The sequence below is a fragment of the Bosea sp. (in: a-proteobacteria) genome (assembly GCF_023953965.1).
Lineage (GTDB): Bacteria > Pseudomonadota > Alphaproteobacteria > Rhizobiales > Beijerinckiaceae > Allobosea.
Genome location: NZ_JAMLIX010000002.1, coordinates 258356 through 283070 on the forward strand (window position 1 = coordinate 258356; position 24715 = coordinate 283070).

The 24715-nt window shown below is 70.8% G+C and carries 28 protein-coding genes; 23 read left to right on the forward strand and 5 right to left on the reverse strand.

The window, feature by feature from the left end:
• Nucleotide 1 precedes the first annotated feature (1 nt).
• Both M9917_RS16145 and M9917_RS16150 read right to left on the reverse strand, forming a co-directional pair.
• On the reverse strand, nucleotides 2-1978 hold the full coding sequence (locus tag M9917_RS16145; RefSeq protein ID WP_297255356.1) for a methylmalonyl-CoA mutase family protein: 1977 nt from the start codon (nucleotides 1976-1978) through the stop codon (nucleotides 2-4).
• Between the two features lie 120 nt (nucleotides 1979-2098).
• Nucleotides 2099-2479, reverse strand: a complete 381-nt coding sequence (locus M9917_RS16150) for a DUF2267 domain-containing protein (protein ID WP_297255358.1) — start codon at nucleotides 2477-2479, stop codon at nucleotides 2099-2101.
• A 155-nt stretch (nucleotides 2480-2634) separates the two neighbouring features.
• Between M9917_RS16150 and M9917_RS16155 the strand changes: the two genes are divergently transcribed.
• On the forward strand, nucleotides 2635-4173 hold the full coding sequence (locus M9917_RS16155) for a helicase HerA-like domain-containing protein (protein WP_297255360.1): 1539 nt from the start codon (nucleotides 2635-2637) through the stop codon (nucleotides 4171-4173).
• A gap of 12 nt (nucleotides 4174-4185) precedes the next feature.
• On the opposite strand, the gene M9917_RS16160 is transcribed toward M9917_RS16155, so the two are convergent.
• Nucleotides 4186-5532 carry an Nramp family divalent metal transporter gene (locus M9917_RS16160; protein WP_297255362.1) on the reverse strand — a complete coding sequence of 449 codons (1347 nt, stop codon included), beginning with the start codon at nucleotides 5530-5532 and terminating at the stop codon, nucleotides 4186-4188.
• A 183-nt stretch (nucleotides 5533-5715) separates the two neighbouring features.
• On the opposite strand from M9917_RS16160, the gene M9917_RS16165 reads away from it, so the two are divergent.
• From M9917_RS16165 to M9917_RS16200, 8 genes are all read left to right on the forward strand, one after another.
• Nucleotides 5716-6297 carry an LOG family protein gene (locus M9917_RS16165; RefSeq protein ID WP_297255364.1) on the forward strand — a complete coding sequence of 194 codons (582 nt, stop codon included), beginning with the start codon at nucleotides 5716-5718 and terminating at the stop codon, nucleotides 6295-6297.
• A gap of 160 nt (nucleotides 6298-6457) precedes the next feature.
• A complete protein-coding gene (locus M9917_RS16170) occupies nucleotides 6458-6808 on the forward strand; it encodes a hypothetical protein (protein ID WP_297255366.1) in 351 nt (116 codons plus the stop codon).
• Nucleotides 6786-8063 (forward strand): DNA-packaging protein, encoded by a 1278-nt coding sequence (locus M9917_RS16175; RefSeq protein WP_297255368.1) that lies wholly within the window; start codon nucleotides 6786-6788, stop codon nucleotides 8061-8063. The genes M9917_RS16170 and M9917_RS16175 overlap by 23 nt, the downstream gene beginning before the upstream one ends.
• A gap of 36 nt (nucleotides 8064-8099) precedes the next feature.
• Nucleotides 8100-9281 (forward strand): phage portal protein, encoded by a 1182-nt coding sequence (locus M9917_RS16180; protein WP_297255370.1) that lies wholly within the window; start codon nucleotides 8100-8102, stop codon nucleotides 9279-9281.
• The gene (locus M9917_RS16185; RefSeq protein ID WP_297255372.1) at nucleotides 9278-9478 is read left to right on the forward strand and encodes a hypothetical protein; all 201 of its coding nucleotides are present in this window, start codon (nucleotides 9278-9280) and stop codon (nucleotides 9476-9478) included. Before M9917_RS16180 ends, M9917_RS16185 begins: the two co-directional genes overlap by 4 nt.
• Complete coding sequence (locus tag M9917_RS16190; RefSeq protein WP_297255374.1) at nucleotides 9475-9666, forward strand: hypothetical protein; 192 nt, start codon at nucleotides 9475-9477, stop codon at nucleotides 9664-9666. Before M9917_RS16185 ends, M9917_RS16190 begins: the two co-directional genes overlap by 4 nt.
• Nucleotides 9663-10172, forward strand: coding sequence for an HK97 family phage prohead protease (locus tag M9917_RS16195; protein WP_297255376.1), 510 nt, complete (start codon nucleotides 9663-9665; stop codon nucleotides 10170-10172). Before M9917_RS16190 ends, M9917_RS16195 begins: the two co-directional genes overlap by 4 nt.
• 23 nt (nucleotides 10173-10195) lie before the next feature.
• A complete protein-coding gene (locus M9917_RS16200) occupies nucleotides 10196-11440 on the forward strand; it encodes a phage major capsid protein (RefSeq protein WP_297255378.1) in 1245 nt (414 codons plus the stop codon).
• Between the two features lie 100 nt (nucleotides 11441-11540).
• Here M9917_RS16200 and M9917_RS16205 read toward each other — a convergent pair whose 3' ends face one another.
• Together M9917_RS16205 and M9917_RS16210 are read right to left on the reverse strand one after the other, a co-directional pair.
• Nucleotides 11541-12377 (reverse strand): S1 family peptidase, encoded by an 837-nt coding sequence (locus M9917_RS16205; RefSeq protein ID WP_297255379.1) that lies wholly within the window; start codon nucleotides 12375-12377, stop codon nucleotides 11541-11543.
• Between the two features lie 63 nt (nucleotides 12378-12440).
• On the reverse strand, nucleotides 12441-13211 hold the full coding sequence (locus M9917_RS16210) for a S1 family peptidase (RefSeq protein WP_297255381.1): 771 nt from the start codon (nucleotides 13209-13211) through the stop codon (nucleotides 12441-12443).
• Nucleotides 13212-13323: 112 nt separating this feature from the next.
• Here M9917_RS16210 and M9917_RS16215 point away from each other — a divergent pair, with 112 nt between their 5' ends.
• The 14 genes from M9917_RS16215 to M9917_RS16280 all read left to right on the forward strand — a co-directional run bounded on the left by M9917_RS16215 (nucleotide 13324) and on the right by M9917_RS16280 (nucleotide 24676).
• On the forward strand, nucleotides 13324-13893 hold the full coding sequence (locus tag M9917_RS16215; RefSeq protein WP_297255382.1) for a head-tail connector protein: 570 nt from the start codon (nucleotides 13324-13326) through the stop codon (nucleotides 13891-13893).
• Nucleotide 13894: 1 nt separating this feature from the next.
• Nucleotides 13895-14230, forward strand: a complete 336-nt coding sequence (locus tag M9917_RS16220) for a phage head closure protein (protein ID WP_297255384.1) — start codon at nucleotides 13895-13897, stop codon at nucleotides 14228-14230.
• Nucleotides 14227-14637, forward strand: coding sequence for a DUF3168 domain-containing protein (locus tag M9917_RS16225; protein WP_297255386.1), 411 nt, complete (start codon nucleotides 14227-14229; stop codon nucleotides 14635-14637). The genes M9917_RS16220 and M9917_RS16225 overlap by 4 nt, the downstream gene beginning before the upstream one ends.
• A gap of 106 nt (nucleotides 14638-14743) precedes the next feature.
• A complete protein-coding gene (locus tag M9917_RS16230) occupies nucleotides 14744-15154 on the forward strand; it encodes a phage major tail protein, TP901-1 family (protein ID WP_297255388.1) in 411 nt (136 codons plus the stop codon).
• A 10-nt stretch (nucleotides 15155-15164) separates the two neighbouring features.
• Nucleotides 15165-15506 carry a gene transfer agent family protein gene (locus M9917_RS16235; protein ID WP_297255390.1) on the forward strand — a complete coding sequence of 114 codons (342 nt, stop codon included), beginning with the start codon at nucleotides 15165-15167 and terminating at the stop codon, nucleotides 15504-15506.
• Nucleotides 15503-15733, forward strand: a complete 231-nt coding sequence (locus M9917_RS16240) for a phage tail assembly chaperone (RefSeq protein ID WP_297255392.1) — start codon at nucleotides 15503-15505, stop codon at nucleotides 15731-15733. The genes M9917_RS16235 and M9917_RS16240 overlap by 4 nt, the downstream gene beginning before the upstream one ends.
• Nucleotides 15720-16313: a phage tail tape measure protein gene (locus M9917_RS16245; protein WP_297255393.1), complete on the forward strand. Its 594-nt coding sequence runs from the start codon at nucleotides 15720-15722 to the stop codon at nucleotides 16311-16313. The genes M9917_RS16240 and M9917_RS16245 overlap by 14 nt, the downstream gene beginning before the upstream one ends.
• Before the next feature lie 13 nt (nucleotides 16314-16326).
• On the forward strand, nucleotides 16327-16965 hold the full coding sequence (locus M9917_RS16250; RefSeq protein ID WP_297255395.1) for a DUF2460 domain-containing protein: 639 nt from the start codon (nucleotides 16327-16329) through the stop codon (nucleotides 16963-16965).
• Between the two features lie 10 nt (nucleotides 16966-16975).
• Complete coding sequence (locus M9917_RS16255) at nucleotides 16976-17857, forward strand: DUF2163 domain-containing protein (RefSeq protein ID WP_297255396.1); 882 nt, start codon at nucleotides 16976-16978, stop codon at nucleotides 17855-17857.
• Nucleotides 17854-18285 (forward strand): NlpC/P60 family protein, encoded by a 432-nt coding sequence (locus tag M9917_RS16260; RefSeq protein WP_297255398.1) that lies wholly within the window; start codon nucleotides 17854-17856, stop codon nucleotides 18283-18285. Before M9917_RS16255 ends, M9917_RS16260 begins: the two co-directional genes overlap by 4 nt.
• Nucleotides 18285-22202: a baseplate multidomain protein megatron gene (locus tag M9917_RS16265; RefSeq protein ID WP_297255400.1), complete on the forward strand. Its 3918-nt coding sequence runs from the start codon at nucleotides 18285-18287 to the stop codon at nucleotides 22200-22202. Before M9917_RS16260 ends, M9917_RS16265 begins: the two co-directional genes overlap by 1 nt.
• A gap of 72 nt (nucleotides 22203-22274) precedes the next feature.
• The gene (locus tag M9917_RS16270) at nucleotides 22275-22589 is read left to right on the forward strand and encodes a PepSY domain-containing protein (RefSeq protein WP_297255402.1); all 315 of its coding nucleotides are present in this window, start codon (nucleotides 22275-22277) and stop codon (nucleotides 22587-22589) included.
• A gap of 26 nt (nucleotides 22590-22615) precedes the next feature.
• A complete protein-coding gene (locus M9917_RS16275; RefSeq protein WP_297255404.1) occupies nucleotides 22616-23284 on the forward strand; it encodes a response regulator transcription factor in 669 nt (222 codons plus the stop codon).
• A gap of 9 nt (nucleotides 23285-23293) precedes the next feature.
• Nucleotides 23294-24676 carry an ATP-binding protein gene (locus tag M9917_RS16280; RefSeq protein ID WP_297255406.1) on the forward strand — a complete coding sequence of 461 codons (1383 nt, stop codon included), beginning with the start codon at nucleotides 23294-23296 and terminating at the stop codon, nucleotides 24674-24676.
• Nucleotides 24677-24715: the final 39 nt, after the last annotated feature.

Consider the following 24715-nt stretch of genomic DNA (forward strand, 5'->3'; position numbering starts at 1 on the left):
GTCAGGTGTTCGCGATGGCCTGCGCTTGCGTCAGCGTCTCGATCGCATCGCAGCCTGCGAAGATGAACGAGGCGACGCCGGCCTTGTTCAATGCCGCTTCGCTCTCGCCCGGCCGGCCGGCGAGCCAGACGGTGGCACCGGCCCTGACGAGCGCTTCAGCCGCGGCTGCGCCTTCTTCGGCATAGGCGGCGTCCGAGCCGCACAGGCAGGCGAGCTTCGCGCCCGAGGCACGGAAGGCGCCGACCAGAGCGTCGAGATCGGTCGTGCCGTCCCTGGCGAAGCCGTCGCCGCTCGGCGCCGCGAGGCCGCCGGCCTCGAACAGGTTGCGGGCGAAGCCAGCGCGCGCGGTGAAATCGGCGATCGGGCCGAGCGTAGCCAGGAACACGGCCGGGCGCCGCGGCTGGGCATCGGCCTTGTCGCGCAGGGCCTCGAACGGCGCCGCGAGCCTGAGCGAGGGCAGGGCTGGCGCGCGCAGCGCCGCGGCCGGCGCGGCCAATGCCTCGGCCCGGCCGGCGCCGCCGACGAAGCAGCGGATCAGCTCGCTCTGGTTCCGCTCGGCGAGGCTGCCTTGCGAATGGCGCAGATCCGGCCCGACCGGTGCGACGTCGAGCACCGCGACGGCTTCCTCGCGGAGATTGGGGAACTCGCTCGTGCCGGTGATCGGCTCGCGGCGGGTGGCGATCGCCTTCGTGCGGGCGGCGCGCTGCGCGGCGAGCGTCTGCTGGAGCCGGCCCTCGGCCAGGGCCGCGACGATGCCGCCGGGCTCGCCGCCGGGCTCACGCTCGATCGCCTGGAAAGCGTGCCAGCCTTTCTCGCAGAGCGCCTGCGTCAGCGCCTCGAAGCCGCCGGCGCCGGCGGCGGGATCGGCGACGCGCCAGAGATTGCTCTCCTCGAGCAGGATGAGCTGGGTGTTGCGCGCGACGCGGCGCGCGAAGGCGTCGGCTAAGCCGAGCGCGGCGGTGAAGGGCTGGACGGCGATCGAATCGGCGCCGCCGATCCCGGCCGCGAAGGCGGCGACGGTGCCGCGCAGCAGGTTGACGTGGGGGTCGCGCCGCGTCAGCGCCCGCCAGGCGGTCTCGGCATGGATGCGGGCAGGCTCAGGCGTCAGGCCGCAGGCCTGCTGGATGCGGTTCCAGATCAGCCGCGCCGCCCTGAGCTTCGCCACCGTCAGGAACGCGTCGGTATCCGCGACCAGCGTGAAACCGATGGCGTCGCGCGCCTCGGCCAGGCTCATGCCCTGCGCCTCGAGCGCGCGCAGATAGGCGACCGCCGTGGCCATGACCGCGCCGAGCTCCTGGCCCTCGCTGGCGCCGGCTTCGTGATAGGGCCGGCTGTCGGCCTCGACGAAGGGGCCGGCATAGCCGCGTTCCTTCAGCGTCCGGATCGTCGCGGCGAGCCGGCGGCCGAGCTCCGGCCAGGGCGCGCTGAGCGAGCCGCGGCTGGCGAAGACGCCGATCGGATCGAGCCCGAACGAAATCGAAAGCCCGCCCGGCGCGTGCCCGCGCTTCTCGACCAGCGCCGCCAGCAGCAGGGCGTTGATGCGCCCCTGAGGGGCCGGATCGAGGCGCAGCTGGACGAGGTCGAGCATCACGCCGTGGAGCGCGGCATCGAGCGTCGCGACATCGTCGGCGGCAAGCCCGTAGCCGTGCGCGGCCGGCGCCCCGGCGAAGCTGATGCTCAGCGTGTCGGCGCCGCCCTCGAGATCGGCGAGCGCCAGCGCCCGCGCCGCCTCGGCCAGCGGATGGTCGAGCCGGGCCGCGACATGCCAGCGCCCGGCCTCGGCGCGCAACGCGCGTGCGGGCTCACTCGCGGCGGGATAGAGCGGCTCGATGCGGATGCCGTCGGCGCTGCGGCCGACCAGCCGCTTCTCGAAATCGGCGCCCTTCAGCACCTTGTCGACCGCCGCGCGCCACGCGTCATGCGACGCCGCCGCGAAAGCGTCGAGATAAGGAAGGTCGGATGGGGCAGTCGATGTCATGCGCGCCGATGCTCCTATTCCGTACGATGTACGGTCGTGGAACGCTGATTGCCACGGGCGCGCGCGGACCGCTACCCCTCCTTCACCGCAAGGCGGCGGGATACGAAAAGCCCGCCGCGCTCAGACGAACTGGCCAAGACCCGGAATCGCGCCGACGATCGCGCCCATCGCGTCCTCGCCGGCCTTCTCGCGGCCGACCGCGAACATCTCCTTCGAGACGCGCTGGATCTGGTCCATCGAAAGGCCCGCGCCCATCAGCTGGCCGCCGAGCGCCATCACGCCGCCGCCCATCATCCCGCCGATCGCGCCGAGCATGCCACCCTTGGCGCCGCCTTCTGCATCGGCGAGCGCCTGCGCGCCCGGCAGCGCCGCCATCAACTCGCCGATCTCGGCCGCCGGACCTTCCTTCTGCAGGAAGGCGAGGATGATGCCGATCGCCTTGCCGGCGAGCCCTTCGTCGATGCCGGCCGCCGCCGCCACCCGCGCGAGCAATTCTTCCATGGACCTGAAACCCCTCGCCAAACGGCTTCGCCGCGAAGCCTTCGGAAAATAGTTTACATATTTACGACCCGATTCCAACGGCGTCGGGCTTCCGCCTGCCGCGTCGTTTGGTTACACCCACCATCAGGTTCCGGAAAATCTCATGGGCGAATGCGATGGCGAGTGACGGCGCGATTCTGATCGGCAAGAGCGGCAAGCCCGAAAATCTCCTGCTCAAGCTCGCCAACCGCCACGGACTGGTGACGGGGGCGACCGGCACCGGCAAGACAGTGACCTTGCAGGTGATGGCGGAAGGCTTCGCCAGGAACGGCGTCCCGGTCTTCGCCGCCGACATCAAGGGCGACCTCTCCGGCATCGTGGCACCGGGCGATTCGAAGCCCCCCTTCGTCAACCGGGCCAAGGAGCTCGGCATCCCCTACGAGCCGGACCAGTTCACCACCGTCTTCTGGGACGTGTTCGGCGAGCAGGGCCACCCGGTCCGCGCCACCATCTCCGAAATGGGGCCGTTGCTGCTTTCCCGCCTGCTCGACCTCAACGACACGCAGGAAGGCGTGCTCAACATCGCCTTCCGCATCGCCGACGAGCAGAAGCTCCTGCTGCTCGACCTGAAGGACCTGCGCGCGATCCTGACCTTCATCGCCGAGAACGCGCAGGATCTGACCACGAAATATGGCAATGTCAGCGCGGCCACCGTCGGCACGATCCAGCGCGCGCTGCTCGTGCTGGAGAACCAGCGGGGCGACCTCTTCTTCGGCGAGCCGGCGCTCGACATCGCCGACCTGATGAAGACGGATCGCGACGGGCGCGGCATCGTCAACATCCTCGCCGCCGACAAGCTGATGAACAATCCGAGGCTTTACGCCACCTTCCTGCTCTGGCTGCTCTCGGAGCTGTTCGAGCAGCTGCCGGAGGTCGGCGATCTCGACAAGCCGAAGCTCGTCTTCTTCTTCGACGAGGCGCATCTGCTCTTCAACGGCGCGCCCAAGGCGCTGCTGAGCGCGGTCGAGCAGGTGGTGCGCCTGATCCGCTCCAAGGGCGTCGGTGTCTATTTCGTCACCCAGAACCCGCTCGACATCCCCGATACCGTGCTCGCCCAGCTCGGCAACCGCGTCCAGCATGCGCTGCGCGCCTTCACCCCGCGCGACCAGAAGGCGGTGCGCGCCGCAGCCGAGACCTTCCGCCAGAACCCGAAGATCAAGACCGAGGAGGCGATCAGCCAGCTCGCCGTCGGCGAGGCGCTGGTCTCGATGCTGGAAGGCAAGGGCTCGCCCGAGATGGTCGAGCGCGCCCTGATCGCGCCGCCGATGGCGCAGGTCGGCCCCTGCACCCCGCAGCAGCGCCGTCAGGCGATCGACGCCTCGCCCGAAAAGGGCAAGTACGACACCATGATCGACCGCGAGTCGGCCTATGAGGTGCTGATGCAGCGCAAGAACCTCAATCCGGACGGCTCGGCGATCGAGGCGCCGGCGGGCGAAGGCGGCATCCTCGACACGATCGGCGGCTGGTTCGGCGGCGGATCGCCCCAGCCGCGTCCGAAGACCGGGCCCGGCTCGCGCGGCGGCCCGCTGCCGCAGAGCATGGCCGAGAAGGCCATCAACTCGGCCGTGCGCTCGGCCGCGACCTCGATCGGCCGGCAGGTCGGCACCGCGATCCTGCGCGGCATTCTGGGCTCGATGGGCGGCGGAAAGCGCTGAGCGCTTCGCCCCTCACACCGCTCCCGTCGCGACGTCGAACAGGAGCTTGAGGTTCAAGGCGATGATGATCGCGGCGATGACGCCTGCGGTCAGGCTGAGCCAGCGCGGGGCGACGAGCGCGCCCATCTTGCCTTTCGAGGCGGTGAATAGCACCAGCGGCACCACCGCGAAGGGCAGCTGCAGGCTGAGCACGACCTGGCTGAGGATGAGCAGCTTCGCCGTCTGGCCCTCGCCATAGATCAGCGTGACGACGATCGCCGGCACGATCGCGACGAGCCGCGTCACCAGCCGCCGCAGCCAGGCGGGCAGGCGGATGCGCAGAAAACCTTCCATCACGATCTGCCCGGCCATGGTCGCGGTCACGGTCGAGTTCAGGCCGCAGCAGATCAGGGCGATGGCGAAGAGCGAGGGCGCGATCGAGGCGCCGAGCAGGGGCTGGAGCAGTTCCTGCGCCCGGCCGAGTTCGGCGACGTCGTGGTGCCCCGCCTTGTGGAAGGTCGCGGCGGCGAGGATCAGGATCGAGGCGTTGATCAGGAGCGCGAAGCACAGCGCGACGGTGGAATCGATCGTCGCGAATTTCAGCGCCTCCCGTTTTTCGGGCAGCGTCTCGCCATAGGCGCGGGTCTGCACGATGCCGGAGTGCAGGTAGAGGTTGTGCGGCATCACCGTCGCCCCGATGATGCCGAGCGCGATGTAGAGCATGTTCGGATCGGTCACGATCTGCGTCGTCGGCGCGAAGCCGCGGATGACCTCGCCCCAGTTCGGATCGGCGAGCGCGATCTGGATGCCGAAGCACAGCGTGATCACCCCGAGCAGCGTGATGATGAAAGCCTCGATCCAGCGGAAGCCGCGCGTCTGCAGCCACAGGATCAGGAAGACGTCGAAGGCGGTGATCATGACGCCGATCTCGAGCGGAACGCCGAAGAGCAGGTTGAGGCCGATCGCGGTGCCGATCACCTCGGCGAGGTCGGTCGCGCAGATCGCGAGCTCCGCCAGAAGCCAGAGCGGCCGGGCGAAATAAGGCGGATAGGCGTCGCGGCAGGCTTGCGCGAGATCGCGGCCGGTGGCGATGGCAAGCCGCGCGCAGAGCGATTGCAGGATGATCGCCATCAGGTTCGAGACCAGCGCGACGACGAGCAGGGTGTAGCCGTACTGGGCGCCGCCGGCGAGCGAGGTCGCCCAGTTGCCGGGGTCCATATAGCCGACCGCGACGAGATAGCCCGGCCCGAAGAAGGCGAGGAACTTGCGCCATGTCGAGGAATTCGGCGTCACCGCGACCGTCCTGAAGACGTCGGTCAGCGATGGCTCGCCGCGCGATCTGAGCCAGACGGAGGTGGATTCCGGAGTGCCTTGGGACATGCACGGGCCTTGCTGCGACTTGATCGCAACAGGAGGTACAGGCCGGCCGCCGGATTGTCAATGCAGTTGCAAATCGTTGGCAATTAGAGGCTCCGAGCCTTATTGTTCGGATATGGGCTGACGCGCGCGCCGGTGCTTGCCATGATGGCGTCGTCTGAATCGCATGCTGGAGGCATTGGGCTCATGAGATCGGTCTGCATCTTCTGCGGCTCCAATCCGGGCCATGATCCGGTCTACGCGGCCGGTGCCCGCGCCATGGGCGCCGAGATCGCCCGGCGCGGGCTTATGCTGGTCTATGGCGGCGGCGCGGTCGGCCTGATGGGCATTGTCGCCAATGCCGCGATGGAGGCGGGCGGTGAGGTGCACGGCGTCATCCCCAAGGCGCTCAAGGACAAGGAGATCGGCCATGTCGGGCTGACCCGGCTCGAGGTCGTCGACACCATGCACACGCGCAAGGCGCGCATGGCCGAGCTTTCGGACGGCTTCATCGCCATGCCCGGCGGCATCGGCACCTTCGAGGAGCTGTTCGAGATCTGGACCTGGGGCCAGCTCGGCATCCACGCCAAGCCGCTCGGGCTGCTCAACGTCGCCGGTTTCTACGATCCGCTCGCGACCTTCCTCGACCGCACCGTCGCGGCGGGCTTCCTGAAGCAGGGCCACCGCGCCATGGCGATGACCGACGACGAGCCCGCGACGCTGCTCGACCGGATGGAGGCTTACGTCCCCGCCGCGACCTATAAATGGATCGAGAAGGAGCAGGCCTGACTTATCCTCGCGGGATGCTCTTAAGGGTTGTAGGAATATTGTCTTGACATCGTGGCGCTGATCGGGTAGAGATCGGGAACGCTCACGAAATCCGCCCGAACGAAGCCGCCGCGCTGCCTCAGCCGGCGGCTTTTTCGTGCCCGCAGCCGGAAGGGACGACATGGCCGAACAGCCCAAACGCAAGGCGGTCTCGCGCAAGGCGGTGGTGGGCCAGCTCTGGCGCGCCGCCAAGCGCCAGATCGACGCCCATGAGGACCATCTCGGCGACCTGCCGAAGGGCTCGACCGTAAGCGAGGCCGACGCCAAGGCGCTGGCGACGCTCGCCCGCACGGTGCGCGAGCTGGTCGCGATCGACGAACCCCAGGCGGTGAAGAAGGACAAGCAGACGGATGATCTTTCCGCCGCCGACGGCCTGCGCCATGTCGCCGAGCTCCGCCGCGAGCTTGCCCGACGTCTTGAGGCTCTTGCCCGCCGCGAAATGGGCGAGGGTGATCCCGAGGATCCTGCCTGAGCTCGAACCCGCGCTGGCCGAGGTGCTGCTGGAATGCTGGCCGCTCTGGTCGCGCGACGACCAGAAGCCGCCGGCTCCGCCAAAGCCGGTCTGGCTCGTCCTCGGCGGGCGCGGCGCCGGCAAGACCCGCACCGGCGCCGAATGGGTGAAGGGCATGGCGCTCGGCGTGGCGCCCTTCGCCGAAGCGCCGACCGAACGGATCGCGCTGGTCGGCGAGACGCAAAGTCAGGTCCGCGACGTGATGATCGAGGGCGTCTCCGGGCTGCTCTCGATCCATACCCGCTGGGAGCGGCCGGACTGGCTGCCCTCGCTCAGGCAATTGCGCTGGCCGAACGGCGCGATCGCGCAGGTCTTCACGGCCGAGGACCCGGAAGGCTTGCGCGGCCCGCAATTCGGCGCCGCCTGGTCCGACGAGCTGGCGAAATGGCCGAACCTTCAGGAGTGCTGGGACATGCTGCAATTCGGGCTTCGCCTCGGCGACCATCCCCGCCAGGTCGTGACCACCACGCCGCGCCCCGTGCCGCTGGTGAAGCGCCTGCTGGTCGAGCCGCATGTCGCGGTGAGCCGGGCGCGGACGCAAGACAATCGCTACAACCTTGCCGCCGAATTCCTGCGCACCGTCACGCAGACCTATGGCGGGACGCGGCTCGGCCGCCAGGAGCTCGACGGCGAGATCGTCGAGGAGAGTCCCGACGCGCTCTGGACGCGGGCGATGATCGAGGCCACCCGCGAGCAGCGGCATCCGCCGCTGGCGCGGATCGTCGTCGCGGTCGATCCGCCGGCGACCTCCTCGCAGCGGGCCGACCGCTGCGGATTGATCGTCGCCGGCATCGACGGCGACGGCCTCGGCCACATGCTGGAGGATGCGACCCTTGCCGGCGCGCGGCCGCAGGAATGGGCGCAAAAGGCCGTCGCGCTCTATCGCCGCCACGAGGCGGATGCGCTCGTCGTCGAGGTCAACCAGGGCGGCGAGATGGTCGAGAGCATCATCCGCGAGGTCGATGCCGGCGTGCCGGTGGTCTCCGTGCGGGCGACGCGCGGCAAGTATCTCAGGGCCGAGCCGGTGGCGGCACTCTATGCGCAAGGCCGGGTCCGCCATGCCGGCACCTTCCCGGAATTGGAGGACGAGATGTGCGCCTTCGGCCCGAAAGGGCTCGAAACCGGCCGTTCGCCGGACCGGCTCGACGCGCTCGTCTGGGCGCTGACGCATCTGATGCTCGCGCCCAAGCCCCGGCCGCGGGTCAGGGGCATCTAGCCTTCGCTTACTTCACGCTCCAACAGCGAGACATCCATGTTCGATTTCCTTCGCAGCCTGCGCGGCCTTGCCGCGCCGGACCGGAAGCGCTCGCGTGTCGGGCCGCTGATCGCGCTCCACGGGGCCGGGCGCGCCGTCTGGACGCCGCGCGACTATGTCGCGCTCGCCCGCGAGGGCTATGAGCGCAACCCGGTCGTGCATCGCTGCGTCCGCCTGATCGCGGAGGCGGCCGCGCAGACGGCGCTCGTCGCCAAGGTCGGTGCCCGCGAGATGCCTGAGCATCCGGTGCTCGCCCTGATCGAGCGGCCCAATCCGCGCCAGGGCGGCATCGCCTTCCGCGAGATGCTGGTCGGCCACCTGCTCGTCGCCGGCAACGCCTATGTCGAGGCGGTGAGCGCAGGCCACGAGCCGCGCGAGCTCTATGCGCTGAGGCCCGACCGGATGCGGGTCGTGCCCGGCCGCGATGGCTGGCCGGAGGCTTACGACTACACTGTCGGCGGCGACACGGTGCGCTTCCGGCAGAACGAGGACGGCCTGCCGCCGATCCTGCACCTGACGCTGTTCCACCCCGTCGACGACCATTACGGCCTTTCGCCCATCGAGGCGGCGGCGGTCTCGCTCGACATCCACAACGCCGCCGGCGGCTGGCACAAGGCCCTGCTCGACAACGCGGCGCGGCCGTCGGGTGCCCTGGTCTATGACGGGCCGGAAGGCGCGACGCTGACCGAGACGCAGTTCGAGCGGCTGAAGCAGGAGCTGGAGGATTCGTTCCAGGGCGCGCGCAATGCCGGCCGCCCGCTGCTGCTCGAAGGCGGGCTCGACTGGAAACCGCTCTCGCTGACGCCGGCGGAGCTGGATTTCGTCGCCGCCAAGGGCGTCGCGGCCCGCGAGATCGCGCTCGCCTTCGGCGTGCCGCCACTCCTGCTCGGCCTGCCCGGCGACAACACCCACGCCAATTTCGCCGAGGCGAACCGCGCGCTCTGGCGCCAGACGGTGATCCCGCTGGTGCGCCGCACGGCGCAGTCGCTGGCGCAATGGCTCGGCCCGGCCTTCGGCGACGAGCTCACGCTGGAGCCCGATCTCGACGCCATCGAGGCGCTGGCCGACGAGCGCGAATCGCTCTGGCGGCGGCTGGGCAGCGCGTCCTTCCTCGACGAGGACGAGAAGCGCGAGGCGGTCGGCTACGGCCGGCGTGCCCCCGGGAAGGAGACCTCATGAACCTCATCGAACAGATCGTCGCCGCCTTCGTCGGGCGCGCCGATGTCGGCCATCTCGGCCTCTTGCTCTGGGCGGCGAGCGCCTCGGGGCTGGCCTGGCTCGTCCTGCGCGAGCTGACCGCCGCCAATCGCCGCTTCGACGACTTCGTCCGCGAGCTCAACCGCTTCAACGCACGTCACGAAGGGGATCCGTCATGAAAGGCCGAAACGGCGCCGCCGAGCCGGCGTCCAAATCTCCCGCCAGATCTTCGTCCAAGGTTCCCGCCAAGGTTCCCGCGAAGGCTCCCGCCAGGCCGCCCGTCGAGACCTTCGGCCGTTTCGTCCGCCAGCTCGCCAGGCTCGAATCCGAGCGGGTGAAGGGCGGCGAGGGGGAGGCGTCGCGATGAGGCGGCTCGACCCCGCCGGCGCCGCCTTCGAATCCAAGCTCCTGCCGCTCCATCCGGAGCGTATCGGGCGCGACGGCGTCTTCGAAGGCTATGCCAGCCTCTTCCGCGTGCCCGATCTCGGCCGGGACGTCGTCGAGCCCGGCGCCTTCCGCGACAGCCTGCTCAGGCGCGGGCCGGGCGGCGTGAAGATGCTCTGGCAGCACGACCCGGCCGAGCCGATCGGCCGCTGGTCGAGCCTCGTCGAGGACGGGCGCGGCCTTTACGTGCGCGGCCGGCTGTCGCTCTCCGTCGCCCGTGCGCGCGAGATCCACGCGCTGATGCTCGACGGCGCCATCGACGGGCTTTCCATCGGCTTTCGCCGGGAGAAGGCCCGCACAGAGCCTCGCACCGGCCTGCGCCGGCTCGAGCGCATCGACCTCTGGGAGGTGTCGGTCGTCACCTTCCCGATGCTGCCCCAGGCCCGGATCGCCGCCGTGAAGGCTGAGCGGCCCCGCGCTTTCACCTGATTCGATCACCCCGAGGAGAGACCATGAGCCATCTCAATACCGCGCCCGAGACCAAGGCAGCCGGCGCCGATCTCGCGCTGGCCTTCGAGGACCTGCGCTACACCCTCGAAAACTACCGCGTCACCAATGAGGAGCGCCTCGCTGACATCGAGGCGCGCCAGGGCGCCGACCCGCTGACCGAGGAGAAGCTTACCCGCATCGATGCCGCGCTCGACGACACCATGCGCCGGATCGACCGGCTGGCGCTGGAGCGCGCCCGCCCGCCGCTCGGCCGGGACGGGCCGCGCGACCCGCTGGCGGCGGAGCACAAGGCGGCCTTCGCGGCTTATGTCCGCAGCGGCGAGGCCGGCGGGCTGAAGCGGCTGGAGGCCAAGGCGCTTTCCGCCGGCTCCGGGCCGGATGGCGGCTATCTCGCGCCGGCGACCGTCGAGGGCGAGATCCTGCGCCGCCTGGCGGGCGTCTCGCCGATCCGCTCGCTCGCGACGGTGCGCACCATCTCGTCCGGCACCTACAAGAAGGCCTTCTCGACCACCGGCCCCGCCTCCGGCTGGGTCGCCGAGACGGGGGCGCGGACGCAAGGTGCCGCGCCGACGCTGGCCGAGCTCTCCTTCCCGGCGATGGAGCTCTACGCCATGCCGGCGGCGACGCAGACGCTGCTCGACGACGCCATCGTCGACATCGACCAGTGGATCGCCGAGGAGGTCGAGAGCGCCTTCGCCGAGCAGGAGGGCAAGGCCTTCGTCAGCGGCGACGGCACCGACAAGCCCAAGGGCTTCCTCGCCTATCCGACGGTCGCCGACGGGAGCTGGAGCTGGGGCAATATCGGCGTGCTCAACACCGGCGTCGCCGGCGCCTTCCCGGCCTCCGACCCCTCCGACGTGCTCGTCGACCTGGTCTATGCGCTGAAGGCCGGCTACCGCCAGAACGCCTGCTTCGTCATGAACCGCAAGACGCAAAGCTCCGTCCGCAAGTTCAAGGACGCCAGCGGCCATTATCTCTGGCAGCCCCCGGCCTCGGCCGGCGCACCGGCGACACTGCTCGGCTTCCCGCTCGTCGAGGCGGAGGAGATGCCCAACATCGCCAACAACGCGATCTCGATCGCCTTCGGCGATTTCCGGCGCGGCTACCTCGTCGTCGACCGGGCGGGCGTGCGCATCCTGCGCGATCCCTATTCCGCCAAGCCCTATGTGCTGTTCTACACGACCAAGCGCGTCGGCGGCGGCGTCCAGGATTTCGCCGCGATCAAGGGGCTGAAATTCGCGGTCTGAACCGGAGTATCGGACCGAAAAATGGAATCCACTTTTCGGATCAATCCGATACGGGGAAAAGCTGGATCGCCGCTTCGCGTCCGTCAGGGCGCATGGCGATCTAGCGCGTGAACCACCAGGAAAAGGCGGCGGGTGGCTCCGCCGCCTGCGCCGCCGGCACCCCGTCGCGAAACGCGCGCAGCCGGGCGCTGGCCTCGGTGATCCAGCCGCGATGGTCGCCGATCGGCGTGATCGCGGTGAAGCCGCCGCAGATCCGGCGGGCCTGCGTCTTCAGCGGGCCGCTCGACCAGCTGACGATGCCGACGAGGTCGCGCGAGCGGGCCGGGCCCCTGAGCACCGGCCCGCCGGAATCGCCGCGGCAGGCGCCGGCGCCGGGCGTCTCGCCGCGGCCTTCGACGTCGACGGCGACCTTGACCGTGTTCTGCGTGGTGTAGTTGCCGGCATTGACGAGCTCGGTCTCGCGCAGGCGCCGGGCTGTGCCCTTGTTGTTCTCCAGCGACAGCCCGAAGCCCGCCATGGTGACGGTTTCGCCCTGCCAGAGGCCGCCGCCCAGCGTCAGCGGCTCGATGTCGCGCGGCAGCGGCTTCGCCAGGAGCAACAGGGCGAGGTCGGTGCCGGGCTGGGTGCGCGGCGTCGTGCCCGGCACGAAGCTCGGATGGGGCAGCACGGCGACGACCGCCTGGCGGCGCGCCCGGAAGCGGGTATCGAGGCTGACGACGCTGATCGTGCCGCCGCCCATCAGGCAATGCGCCGCGGTCAGGACGATCTCGGGAGCGATCACCGCCCCCGAGCAGAGTTCGCCCCGGCTCGTCTCGACCCTGACGGTCGAGGCGCGGGCACCGGATGCATCGCGCGAATCGACGCCGCCGACCACGGCGAGCGCCGGCTGGGCGGCGATCAGGAAACACGCAAGGGCGAATGACGAGCGAAGGATCATGAAGCGAACCAATGGACCAGCCGATCAATCTATGTCGTGTCGCGCCACAGTCCAGCCCCTCCGTCAGCGGCCGCTGATCCAGCCGGCGCTTTCGCCCCATCGCGCCAGGGTCTTGTCGATCCAGCCGCGCTGCGGCGCGACCAGCACGCCCTGGCTCAAAAGCCCGCACTGGCGCCCGGACGGCCCGGTCGACCAGCTCGTGACCGCGACGATGCCGGCCTCGCCGAAGATCGGCCCGCCGGAATCGCCCTGGCAGGCGCCGGCGCCCGGCTTCTTGCCGTCGCCCGCGCCGTCGGCGGCCCAGAGCAGGATGCGGCCCGGCCCATAGGGCTCGACGGTCGTCAACGCCGCCGAGCGATAGGTCCCGGTGCTGCGGGCCTCGCCTTCGCGGGCGACGCCGTAGCCGGCGAGCGTGATGCGGCTGCCGGCGCGTGGCAGCGGCCCGTCGACGAGGTCGGCGGCGCTGAACCGGCCGGGCAGGGGCTCCGCCAGCCGGATCAGCGCGAGATCGACCGAGCGGCGCCGGCTGCGGATCGCACCGGCGTCGAACTCGGGATGCAGCGCGACCGCCGCCGGCGTGACGAGGACAGGCTCTCCCGCCTCCCGCCAGTGGACCCTGAGCTCCGCGCCTCCCGCCGCGCAATGGGCGGCGGTCAGGATCGCCCGCGCCGAGACGACGATGCCGGTGCAGACCCCGCCGCGGGCGTTGAGCACCATCAGCGTCGCTTCGGCGTCGGGTCCGCCCTCCTGCCCCGCCACCACGGCCTCGGCCGGATGGCTGCCCAGCAGGGCGCAGGCGAGGCCGATGGCGGCGATCCTTTTGGCGATGGGCATCGGGCGTCTCCTCCGAGAGGGCGCTGATAGCGCGCTCCGCCCCGCAGATGAACCCTCCCGGCTGCGATTTCGCGGCCGGACCCGTGCAATCGACCTTTCGAACGGAGCGATCATGACGCCGCTTGCCCTGGCACCGCCGGCGATGGAGCCGGTGACGCTCGCCGAGACCCGCCAGTTCCTGCGCCTCGACCAGACCGACGAGGACGCCCTGCTGACGACCCTGATCACCGCCTCCCGGCTGATGATCGAGGCGCAGGCCGGCCGCTGCCTGATCGAGCAGCCCTGGCGCATCGTGCTCGACCGCTGGCCGGCGGCCGGCGAGATCCGCCTGCCGCTCTCACCGCTGATGCGGATCGAGGAGGCGCGCGTCTACGACGTGCTCGGCGAGGCGCAAGCCGTCGCACCTGCTTCGCTCACCCTGGAGATGGCAGCCGACCCGCCGCTGATCCGCGTGACGGGGGAGCTGCCCGAGATCGGCCGCAGCCATGGCGCGATCGAGATCGACATCGTAGCCGGCTATGGCGCGACGGCTGCCGCCGTGCCGGCGCCGCTCAGGCAGGCGGTGTTGCGGCTTGCCGCCCGTTGGTTCGAGCAGCGCGGCGATGTCGCCGGGCGCGACGGGCAGGCCCTGCCGGCCGCAATTGCGGCGCTCATCGCGCCTTTCCGCCGCGGGAGGCTCTGAGATGGCGGAGGAACCCGCCGCGATCGGCCGCCTGCGCCGCCGGCTCGTGCTGGAGGCGCCCGTCGCATCGCCCGACGGGCTCGGGGGCGCGACGCACGGTTTCGAGGCCGTGGCCGCGCTCTGGGCCGAGGTCGAATGGCTCTCGGGCTCCGAATCCTGGCGTCGGGGACGGCCGGAACAGGCGCGCGACTATCGCGTCACCATCCGCTGGCGCGGCGATGTCGATGCCGGCCGGCGCCTGCGCGACGGCGATCGCCTGTTCGACATCCGCTCCGCCGCCGATCCGGACGGGTCGCGCCGGCGGCTCGTCTGCCTGGTCGAGGAGGTGGTGCCGTGAGCGATCCCATCCTTGCGCTTCGCGCCGCCGTGCAGGCGCTCCTCGTCGCGGATGCAAGCCTCACGGCGCTGATCGGCCCGACCCGCGTCTTCGACGAGGCGCCACGTGCGGCGCGCGGGCTCTATGTCGTCCATGGCGAGGTCGAGGCGCGCGACTGGTCGACCGGCAGCGACGAGGGCTGCGAGCAGGAATTCGTGCTCGTCGTCTGGGCGGCCGAGAGCGGCTCGTCGCGCCAGGCGCTGGAGGCGGCCGGGCGGATCGTCGCGGCGCTGCATGAAGCCGATCTCGCCTTGGACGGGCACAGGCTGATCAATCTGCGCTGGCTCACGAGCCGGCTTTCCCGCGAGGCGCGCAAGGGGCTGCCCTCCGTGGCGATCCGCTTCCGCGCCGTGACCGAAACGCTCTAGGCGCATCCGCCGTCATTCCGGGGCTTCGCGAAGCGAAGAACCCGGAATGACGGAGGGAGCGAGCCTGCGGTCGTTCGCACCACCTAACCGACAAAGGAGAAGCCGCATGGCGGCACAGAAGGGCAAGGACCTGCTGCTCAAGGCGGCTGATGGCGCCGGCGGTTTCGTCACGGTCGCGGGCCTGAGGGCGCGCCAGATCGCCTTCAACGCCGAGACCGTCGACGTGACGCATTCGGAATCGGCCGGGCGCTGGCGCGAATTGCTGGCGGGCGCCGGCGTGCGCCGCGCCAGCATCAGCGGCGCCGGCATCTTCAAGGACGAGGCCTCCGACGCGCTCGTCCGCCAGAGTTTCTTCGACGGGACGATCCTGGAATGGCAGGTCGTCGTGCCGGATTTCGGCACGATCTCCGGCGCCTTCCAGATCACGGGGCTGGAATATCGCGGCGACCATGCCGGCGAGGTCACCTTCGATATGTCGCTCGAATCCGCCGGGCTTCTCGCCTTCGCGGCGCCGTGAGGAGGTGAGCATGGTCAATCGTCATCGCGGCGAGACCGCGCTCATGGTCGCCGGCGAAAGCCTGCCGATGCGGCTGACGCTCGGCGCGCTGGCCGAGCTGGAGCACGCTTTCGCGGTCGACAGCCTTCCCGCGCTGGGTGAGCGCTTCGTCGAGGGCAGGCTCTCCGCCCGCGACATCATCCGCATCATCGCCGCCGGTTTGCGCGGTGCCGGCCGGGCGATCCGCGACGAGGAGGTCGCGGAGCTCGCCTTCGACGGCGGGCTTAGCGGCGCGATTCAAGCCGCGATCGCCCTGCTCGAAGCGACCTTCGGCGAGGGAAACGCGGCCCGCCCTCCGCAGCCGCCGGCGTGAGCGCGCCGGCGGGTTTTCCCTGGGGCGAGGTGATGGCCTTCGGGCTCGGCCGGCTGGCCTGGCCGCCCGAGCACTTCTGGGCGGCGACGCCGCGCGAGATCGCGGCGGCGTTGCGCGCCCACCAGGCCCCGCAGCGCGGCCCCGCCCCGGAACGCGGGGCGCTCGCCGCGCTGATGGACGCCTATCCCGACGCAACTGAACCGAGAGGATGCCATGACGGACGATGACGGCTTCGATACGGGGCGCCTCGCCGATCTGAGGACGATGGACCGGCTGACCCAGTCGCTGAGCCGGTCCTCGGAGAGCTTCGGGAAATCGATCGTCGGCGCCTTCTCGCGCGGCATCGTCGAGGGCAAGCGCTTCGAGGATGTGCTGCGCAGCGTCGGCCGCTCGATGACCGACAGCCTGCTGAAGACGGCGCTGAAACCGCTGCAGAGCGGCCTGTCGAGCCTGCTCGGCTCCGGCATCCAGAGCCTGAGCGGCCTGTTCGGGGGCCTGAGCCTCGGCGGTGCGGGCGCGAGCCTGCCGGTCGCGCCCTTCGCCGAGGGCGGCATCGTCGCCTCGCCGTCCTACTTCCCGACCGGGCGCGGGCTCGGCCTTATGGCAGAGCGCGGAGCCGAGGCGATCATGCCGCTCGCGCGCGGGCCGGACGGCCGGCTCGGCGTGCGCGCCGGCGGCGGGCAGGCCCGGCCGCTCAGCGTGGTCGTCCAGGTCTCGACCCCCGATGCCGAGAGTTTCCGCCGCTCGGAGGCGCAGGTCTCCGCCGCCATCGCCCGCGCCGTCGCGCGCGGCGGACGGGCGCTCTAGAGGGAGGGCGGACATGCCGGATTTCCATGAGGTCCGCTTTCCGCTGGATGTCGCGCGCGGCGCGCGCGGCGGGCCGGAACGCCAGACCCAGATCGTCACGCTCGCCTCCGGGCGGGAGGTGCGCAACAGCCGCTGGGCCCATTCGCGCCGCCGCTACGATGCCGGCCTCGGCATCCGCACGCTCGACGCGCTGGCGGCGGTGGTGAGCTTCTTCGAGGAGCGTCGCGGCCGCCTCTACGGCTTCCGCTGGCGCGATCCGCTCGACTGGAAGAGCTGCCCGCCCTCGCAGGAGCCGGCGGCGACAGATCAGGTGATCGGGACCGGAGACGGCGTCGCCAGCGTCTTCCAGCTCAGCAAGCTCTACGGATCCGGCCCCTCCGCCTACAGCCGGGAGATCACCAAGCCCTGCGAGGGGACGGTCAAGGTCGCTCTGGACAGCATAGCGCTGGCGCCGGAGGACTTCTCCTGCGACCCCGCGACCGGCGAAGTCAGCTTCGCGCCGGGGGCGATCCCGCCCGCGGATGCCGTGGTGACCGCCGGCTTCGCCTTCGACGTGCCGGTCCGCTTCGACACCGATGCGATCGAGGTCGATCTCTCCGCCTTCGCGGCCGGCGAGATCCCGCGCGTTCCCGTGGTCGAGATCGTTCCCTAGAGGCTATCCCATGCGTGACATTCCATCCGGGCTTGCCGCCCATATCGCGGCCGGCGCGACGACGCTCTGCCATTGCTGGAGCCTGACGCGCCGCGACGGCCTCGTGCTCGGCTTCACCGATCACGACCGTCCCCTGTCCTTCGACGACATCGCCTTTGCCGCCGCGACCGGCCTCGAGGCGGCGGAAAGCGCAGCCGAGCTCGGCTTCGCCATCGGTGGCGGCGAGGTCGCGGGCGCCTTTGCGGCGTCCGGGCTGAACGAGGCCGATCTGGCACGCGGGCTCTACGACGATGCGCGGGTCCGGATCTGGCTGGTCGACTGGGCCGATCCCGGTGAGCGTCTCCTGCTGGAAGAGGGTTATGTCGGCGAGGTCAAGCGCGGCGAGACCGGCTTCACCGCCGAGGTTCGCGGCCTGGCCAAGGCGTTCGACGAGGAGCGCGGCCGGCTTTATCTGCGCGCCTGCTCGGCCGATCTCGGCGATCAGCGTTGCGGCGTCGCGCTCAGCGCCGCCACGGCCGGCGTCGACGAGAGCGACGGGCGCCTTTCGCTGTCGGCCGATGGGCTTGGCTCCTATGCGGACGGATATTTCACCGGCGGCCGGCTCGTCTTCACCGGCGGCGCGAATGCCGGCTTCGCGACCGAGGTCAAGCGCCACGGCCGCGAGGGGACGCGCGCGCTGTTCCAGCTCTGGCAGGCTCCGGCGGCTGCGATCCTGCCCGGCGACGGCTTCAGGGTGACGCCCGGCTGCGACAAGAGCTTCGCGACCTGCCGCGCCAAATTCGGCAACGGCGTCAATTTCCGCGGCTTCCCGCACATGCCGACGAACGACTTCATCATCGGCGGCGTTCGCCCCGGCGACGGGGGGCTCGACGGCGGGAGCCTGTTCCGATGAGGCGCGCCGAGATCGTCGCGGCGGCCCGGCTCTGGCTCGGCACGCCCTATCATCACCAGGCCTCGCTTTGCGGCGTCGGCTGCGATTGCCTCGGCCTGGTGCGCGGCGTCTGGCGCGAGCTCTGCGGCGCGGAGCCCGAGGCGCCGCCGCCCTATTCGCAAAGCTGGGCGGAAAGCCTCGGGCAGGAGACGCTGGCGCTGGCCGCCGCGCGCCATCTGCGCCCGCTTGCCGTGGAGCATGCGCGGCCGGGCGACGCGCTGCTCTTCCGCTGGCGCGAGCATCTGCCTGCCAAGCATTGCGCGATCCTGTCGGCGCCCGGGAGCCTGATCCACGCCCATGACGGCGCCGCCGTCGCCGAGGTCGCCTTCACCCCCTGGTGGCGGCGCCATCTCAGCCATGCCTTTTCCTTTCCCGGAGTGACGGACTGATGGCGACGCTTCTTCTCCAGGTTGCAGGCGCCGCGCTGGGCACGGCGCTGGGCGGGCCGGTCGGCGGCGCCATCGGCCAGGCGCTGGGCGGCCTCGCCGGGGCGAGCCTCGACCAGGCCTGGCTCGGCGGCTCCGGCGGCAACAAGATCGTCGACGGGCCGCGCCTCAAGGAGGTGAACGGGCTCGCGGCGACCGAGGGCGCCGCGATCCCGCGCGTCTATGGCCGCGCCCGGCTCGGCGGGCAATTGATCTGGGCGACGCGCATCGAGGAAGAGGTCACCGTCGCGATCACGCGCACCAAGAGCGGCGGCAAGGGCGGGCGTTCGACCAAGACCTACGAGACGACCTACAGCTACTACGCCAACCTCGCCATCGGCCTGTGCGAAGGGCCGATCGCCTTCATCCGGCGCATCTGGGTCGACGGGCGCGAGTATGATGTCCAGACCGCCGCGATGCGCCTCCATCGCGGCGACGAGGTGCAGGCGCCCGATCCCCTGATCGTGGCGAAGGAGGCGGGCGAGGCGCCGGCCTATCGCGGGCTCGCCTATGTCGTGTTCGAGCGCTTCCCGCTCGCCGACTACGGCAACCGCGTGCCGCAATTCGATTTCGAGGTCGTGCGGGCCGTCGAGGGCCTCAACCGCATGATCCGGGCCGTGGCGCTGACGCCGGGCGCGGGCGAGTTCGTCTACGACATGCGGCCGGTCAGCCACGAGCCCGAGCCCGGCGTCAGCGAAAGCCTGACGCGCCACCAGCTCTATGGCAACAGCGACGCCGATACGGCGCTGGTCCATCTCCTGTGGCTCTGCCCGAATCTCCGCCGCGTCTCGCTGGTCGTGAGCTGGTTCGGAGACGATCTGCGCGCCGGCGCCTGCAGCGTCGCGCCCCGGGCCGAGATCGTGCAGAAACCGACTGAGGGAGCGGACTGGTCGGTCGCCGGGCTGACGCGCTTCACCGCCCGCATCGTCAGCGAGGTCAATGGCCGGCCCGCCTTCGGCGGCACCCCCTCCGACGAGAGCGTCGTCGCGCTGATCCGGCGCCTGCGCTTCGATTACGGGCTCGAGGTCGTGCTCTACCCCTTCCTGATGATGGATATCCCGGCCGGCAACACCCTGCCGGATCCCTGGTCGGGCGCGGCGAGCCAGCCGCGCTATCCCTGGCGTGGGCGCATCACCTGTGATCCGGCGCCGGGCCGCCCGGGAAGCCCGGAGGGCGGCGCGGGCGCGGCGGCGCAGATCGCCTCCTTCGTCGGCACGGTCGGCCCGGCGGACATGACGGAGGTGGGCGGCGTCGTCGCCTGCGCCAAGCCGGGCGAGTGGTCCTATCGCCGCCTGGTGATGCATTGCGCCGCGCTGGCGAGGCTCGCCGGCGGGGTGGATGGCTTCGTCGTCGGCTCCGAGATGGTCGGGCTGACGCATCTGCGCGGCGCCTCCGGCTATCCCATGCCGGACCATCTCGCCGCCATCGCCGGTGACGTCGCGACCGTGCTGCCGGGCGCCGTCCTGACCTATGCCGCGGACTGGACCGAATACGGCGCGGATGTCCGCAACGGCGGGCAGGATGTCGACTTCCCGCTCGATTCCGTCTGGGCGTCCTCCGCCATCGGCGCGATCGGCATCGACTTCTACCCGCCGCTCTCGGACTGGCGCGATTCCGCCAGCCATGCCGATGCCGGCATGGCGCGCGGCCCGGCCGATCTCGCCTATCTGCGCGAGCGCCTGACCGCCGGCGAAGCCTATGACTGGTATTATGCCGACGCGGCCGGCCGGGCCGCGCAGGCGCGCCTGCCGATCACCGACGGCGCCCATGGCAAGCCCTGGACGTTCCGGCCGAAGGATCTCCGGGGCTGGTGGAGCAACGCCCATATCCGCCGCGCCGGCGGCGCGGAGACCACCGCGACCGCCTTTTCGCCCGGCGGAAAGCCGATCTGGCTGACCGAGATCGGCGTGCCGGCCGTCGACAAGGGCGCCAATGCGCCCAACATGTTCCCCGACCCCAAATCCGCCGAGAGCGGCTATCCGCCCTTCTCGAGCGGCGCGCGCGACGATCTCGTCCAGGCGCGGGCGCTGGAGGCGATCATCTCCGGCTTCGATCCGGCGCGTCTGGGCTTCGAGGCGGCGCGCAACCCCGTCCATCCGGTCAGCGGCATCCGCATGGTCGATCCGGCTCACATCTTCGTCTGGAACTGGGACCTGCGGCCTTTCCCCGCCTTTCCGGATTTGTCCGGCATCTGGGCGGATGGGGCGAATTTCGACACCGGCCACTGGCTGAACGGGCGTCTCGAAGGCACGCCGGTCGACCGGCTCGTGGCGCGGCTCCTCGCCGATTTCGGCCTGCCCGCGGCCAGCCGGATCACGGTCGACGGCTTCGTCGACGGCTATGTGCTGGACCGTCCGCTCTCGGCCCGGCAGGCGCTGGAACCGCTGGCCCAGAGCTTCGGCTTCGACGCGATCATGAGCGCCGGCGCCCTGCGTTTCGAGGGCCGGGGCGGCAAGGTCGCGCATTGGCTCGGGGCCGACGATCTCGTGCCCGACCGCGGCGGCGAGCCCTTCACGCTCAGGCGCGGCCAGGAAAGCGAGCTGCCGCTCGAGCTGCGCCTCGGCTTCAGCGACAGCGAGGCCGATTACCGCAGCGCCGCCGCGCGCTCGCGCCGTCTCGCCGGGGCAGCCCGGCGCGAGGTCGCCGTCGAGACCGCGATCGTGACCCGCTCGGCCGAAGGGCAGCGCCTGGCCGATCAGCGGCTCCAGGAAGCCTGGGCGGCGCGCGAGAGCCTGGAATGCGAGCTTTCGCCGCGCTGCGTCGCGATCGAGCCGGGCGATGTCCTGTCGCTCCCGGTCGATGCCGGCAGCCGCCTCTTCCGCGTCACCCGCATCGCTGAGGGCGCGACGCGGCGGATCAGCGCGCGGGCCGTGGAGCCTGCGGTCTATGTCGGGGCGGGAGCCGGCGGAAACCCCCGCCCGCCGCGCAATCCGCCTGCCCTGCCGGGGCGCCCGCTGGCCGTTCCGCTGGAACTGCCGATCGTCACCGTCGAGCCGCCGCCGCTTCTGTCGCTCGCCGCCTTCGCCGCCCCCTGGCCGGGCGCGCTCGCGATCTGGCGCGCCGACGAGGCGGGACTGTTCACCGTGGACGGTTTCGTCGAGGCGCCCTCGATCGTCGGCGAGACCTTGACCGCGCTGCCGCCCGGACCGCTCTGGCGGACGGACCGGGGCGCCGTGCTGGAGGTCAGGCTGCGCGGCGGCATCCTCGCCTCCGTCCCGCCGGAGGCGGCGCTGTCGGGCGCGAACGCGCTGGCGCTGATCGGCGAGGACGGGGAGGTCGAGATCGTCACGGTCGCGGAGGCCGAGCTCGTCGGGCCGCAGCGCTTCCGCCTGTCGCGGCTGATCCGCGGCATCGGCGGCAGCGAGGCCGCGGCGGGGCGCCTTCTGCCGGAGGGCGCCCGTGTCGTCGTCCTGGATGGCGCGGCGGTTCCCCTGACGACCAGTCTCGCCGATCTCGGCCGCAGCCGGCGCTACCGTGTCGGCCCCGCCCGCCACGATGTCGGCGATCCGACGATGGTCGAGTTCGAGGCCGGTGTGACCGGCCGGGCGCTCGTTCCCCTGTCCCCGGTCAGGCCGCGGGCGCGCCGCGGCGATGCCGGCATCGCCTTGAGCTGGCTCAGGCGGACGCGAATCGACGGCGATTCCTGGGAGCTCACGGAGGTGCCGCTGGGCGAAGCGGACGAGCGCTACGAAATCCGCATCTTCGACGGCGACACCGCGCTCCATGCCGAAATCGTGAACGGTCCCGGATGGACCTATCCCGCCGCGCAGGAGATCGTCGATTTCGGCGCGCCGCAGCTGGAGATCGCGCTTTCGCTCCGCCAGCTCAGCACGACGGTGGGGGTAGGCGGCGAATGGCGTGGACGGATCCCGGTGCGCTGATCTAGTCTTCGCCCGGGAGGGGGCGATGCATTCATGGCGTATTCACGCGGATGGGACTAGCCGGTGGCGATGATGCCGGTCGAACCGATTCTCGCTTTTGCGCTCTTGGCCTCCTCGCCGCTGCCGGTCCTGCGCGTCGACGACGCGACGCCGATCGCCTGCCTGTCGTCCGAGGAAACGCGTGACGCCGTCGCCGAAGGGCGCGTCATGCAGCCGGCGGAAGCCTCCCGCCATGCCCGCCGCGCCGCGCCGGGCGAGGTCCTGCGCATCCAGCTTTGCCGGCAGGGTGGGGATTTCGTCTATGTGGTGACCACGCTGAAGCGCGACGGCCGCGTCGCGCGGGTGACGCTGGAAGGACAATCCGGCAAGATCGCCACCATCCGCTGATCTGAAGCAACTGGAGCGAACCGACCGTGAGATTGCTCGTCGTCGAGGACGACAAGGACCTCAACCGCCAGATCGTGACCGCGCTCGAGAATGCCGGCTACGCCGTCGACAAGGCTTTCGACGGCGAGGAAGGGCTCTATCTCGGCGAGAACGAGCCCTATGACGCCGTCATCCTCGATCTCGGCCTGCCCAAGGTCGACGGCGTCGCCGTGCTGCAGGGCTGGCGCCGCGCCGGCAAGGTGATGCCGGTCCTGATCCTGACGGCGCGCGACCGCTGGAGCGACAAGGTCGGCGGCTTCGACGCCGGCGCCGACGACTATGTCGTCAAGCCCTTCCATATCGAGGAATTGCTGGCGCGCGTCAGGGCGCTCCTGCGCCGCGCGGCGGGCCATGCCACCTCGGAGCTCACCTGCGGCCCCGTCCGGCTCGATACCCGCGCGAGCCGCGTCGTCGTCGACGGCAACCCGGTGCGGCTGACCTCGCACGAATACCGGCTGCTCTCCTATCTCCTGCACCACCAGGGCCGCGTCGTCTCGCGCACGGAGCTGGTCGAGCATCTCTACGATCAGGATTTCGACCGCGATTCCAATACGATCGAGGTCTTCGTCGGCCGCCTGCGCAAGAAGCTCGGCGTCGAGATCATCGAGACCGTCCGGGGCCTCGGCTACATCGCCGCCGCCCCGGAAAAGGTCTGATCGCGGGCGATGCCGCTCAAATCCCATCGCTATTCGCTGGGAACGCGGCTGTTCTTCTCGGCGGCCTTCTGCTGCGTCCTCATCCTCGTGCTGGCCGGCATCGGGCTGACCACCTTCTACCGCCGCTCGGCCGAGCGCGGCTTCGACGAGCGGCTGTCGGTCTATATCAAGCAGCTCGTCGCCGACCTCGCCGCCCCGCCCGAGACCGAACGCCAGACGGTCGGCGATCTCGGCGAGCCGCGCTTCGACCTGCCGCTGACCGGCTGGTACTGGCAGATCACCCGGCTCGACGGCGACCGGCCGAACGTGCGCGCCTCGCGCTCGCTGGTCGGCGGGCAACTGCCCAGGCTGCTCGATCAGGCGATCCAGCCCAACAGCCGGGGGCTGCACGAAAGCTATGTCCTCGGCCCCGATGATCGCCGCCTGCGCATCCTGGAGCGCGAGATCGATGTCGGCGAGGACGGCCGCTTCATCGTCGCCGTCGCCGCGCCCGCCGACGAGATCGAGGGCGACATCCAGGATTTCCGCTTCGCGCTGGCGATGACCTTCCTGCTGCTCGGCATCGCCCTGGTCGCCTCGACTTTGGTGCAGGTCCGCTTCGGCCTGCGCCCGCTGGTGCGCCTGCGGGCGGCCGTGGGGGCGGTCAGGACGGGCGAGACCCCGCGGATCGTCGGGCGCTATCCGCCCGATCTCGCGCCGCTGGCGAGCGAGCTCAACCAGCTCATCGACGCCAACCACGAGATCCTCGATCGCGCCCGCACCCAGGTCGGCAATCTCGCCCATGCGCTCAAGACCCCGCTCAGCGTGATGATCAACGAGGCCGACACCAGCCCCGGTGACGGGCCCTTGTCCCAGACCGTCCGCACGCAGGCCGCGGTGATGCGCGACCAGGTCCAGTATTATCTCGACCGCGCGCGGGCGGCGGCGCTTTCCGGAGCGCTCGGCGGCGTGACCGAGGTCGTCCCCTCGCTCGACGCGCTGCTGCGCACCTTCATGAAGATCGCGCAGGGCAGGGGCGTCACGGGCTCGCATACGGTTCCGCCCGGCCTGCGCTTCCGCGGCGAGAAGCAGGATCTGGAGGAGATGCTCGGCAATCTCCTCGACAATGCCTTCAAATGGGCGACTTCGCGGGTTGAAATCTCGCTTGCGGACGGCAAGGCGGCCGAGGCGGGGCGGATCGCGCTCGTGATCGACGATGACGGCCCCGGCCTGCCGCCCGACGCGATGGCCGAGGTGCTGAAGCGCGGGCGCCGTCTCGACGAGACCACGCCGGGCTCCGGATTGGGCCTCTCGATCGTCGTCGACCTCGCCAAGCTCTATGGCGGGGGGCTGAGTCTCGACCGCTCGCCGCTCGGCGGCCTCAGGGCGCGTCTGGAACTTCCTTCGGTTTAGAGGAATTCATCGCCGCGTGACCCTTTGTCACCATGAACC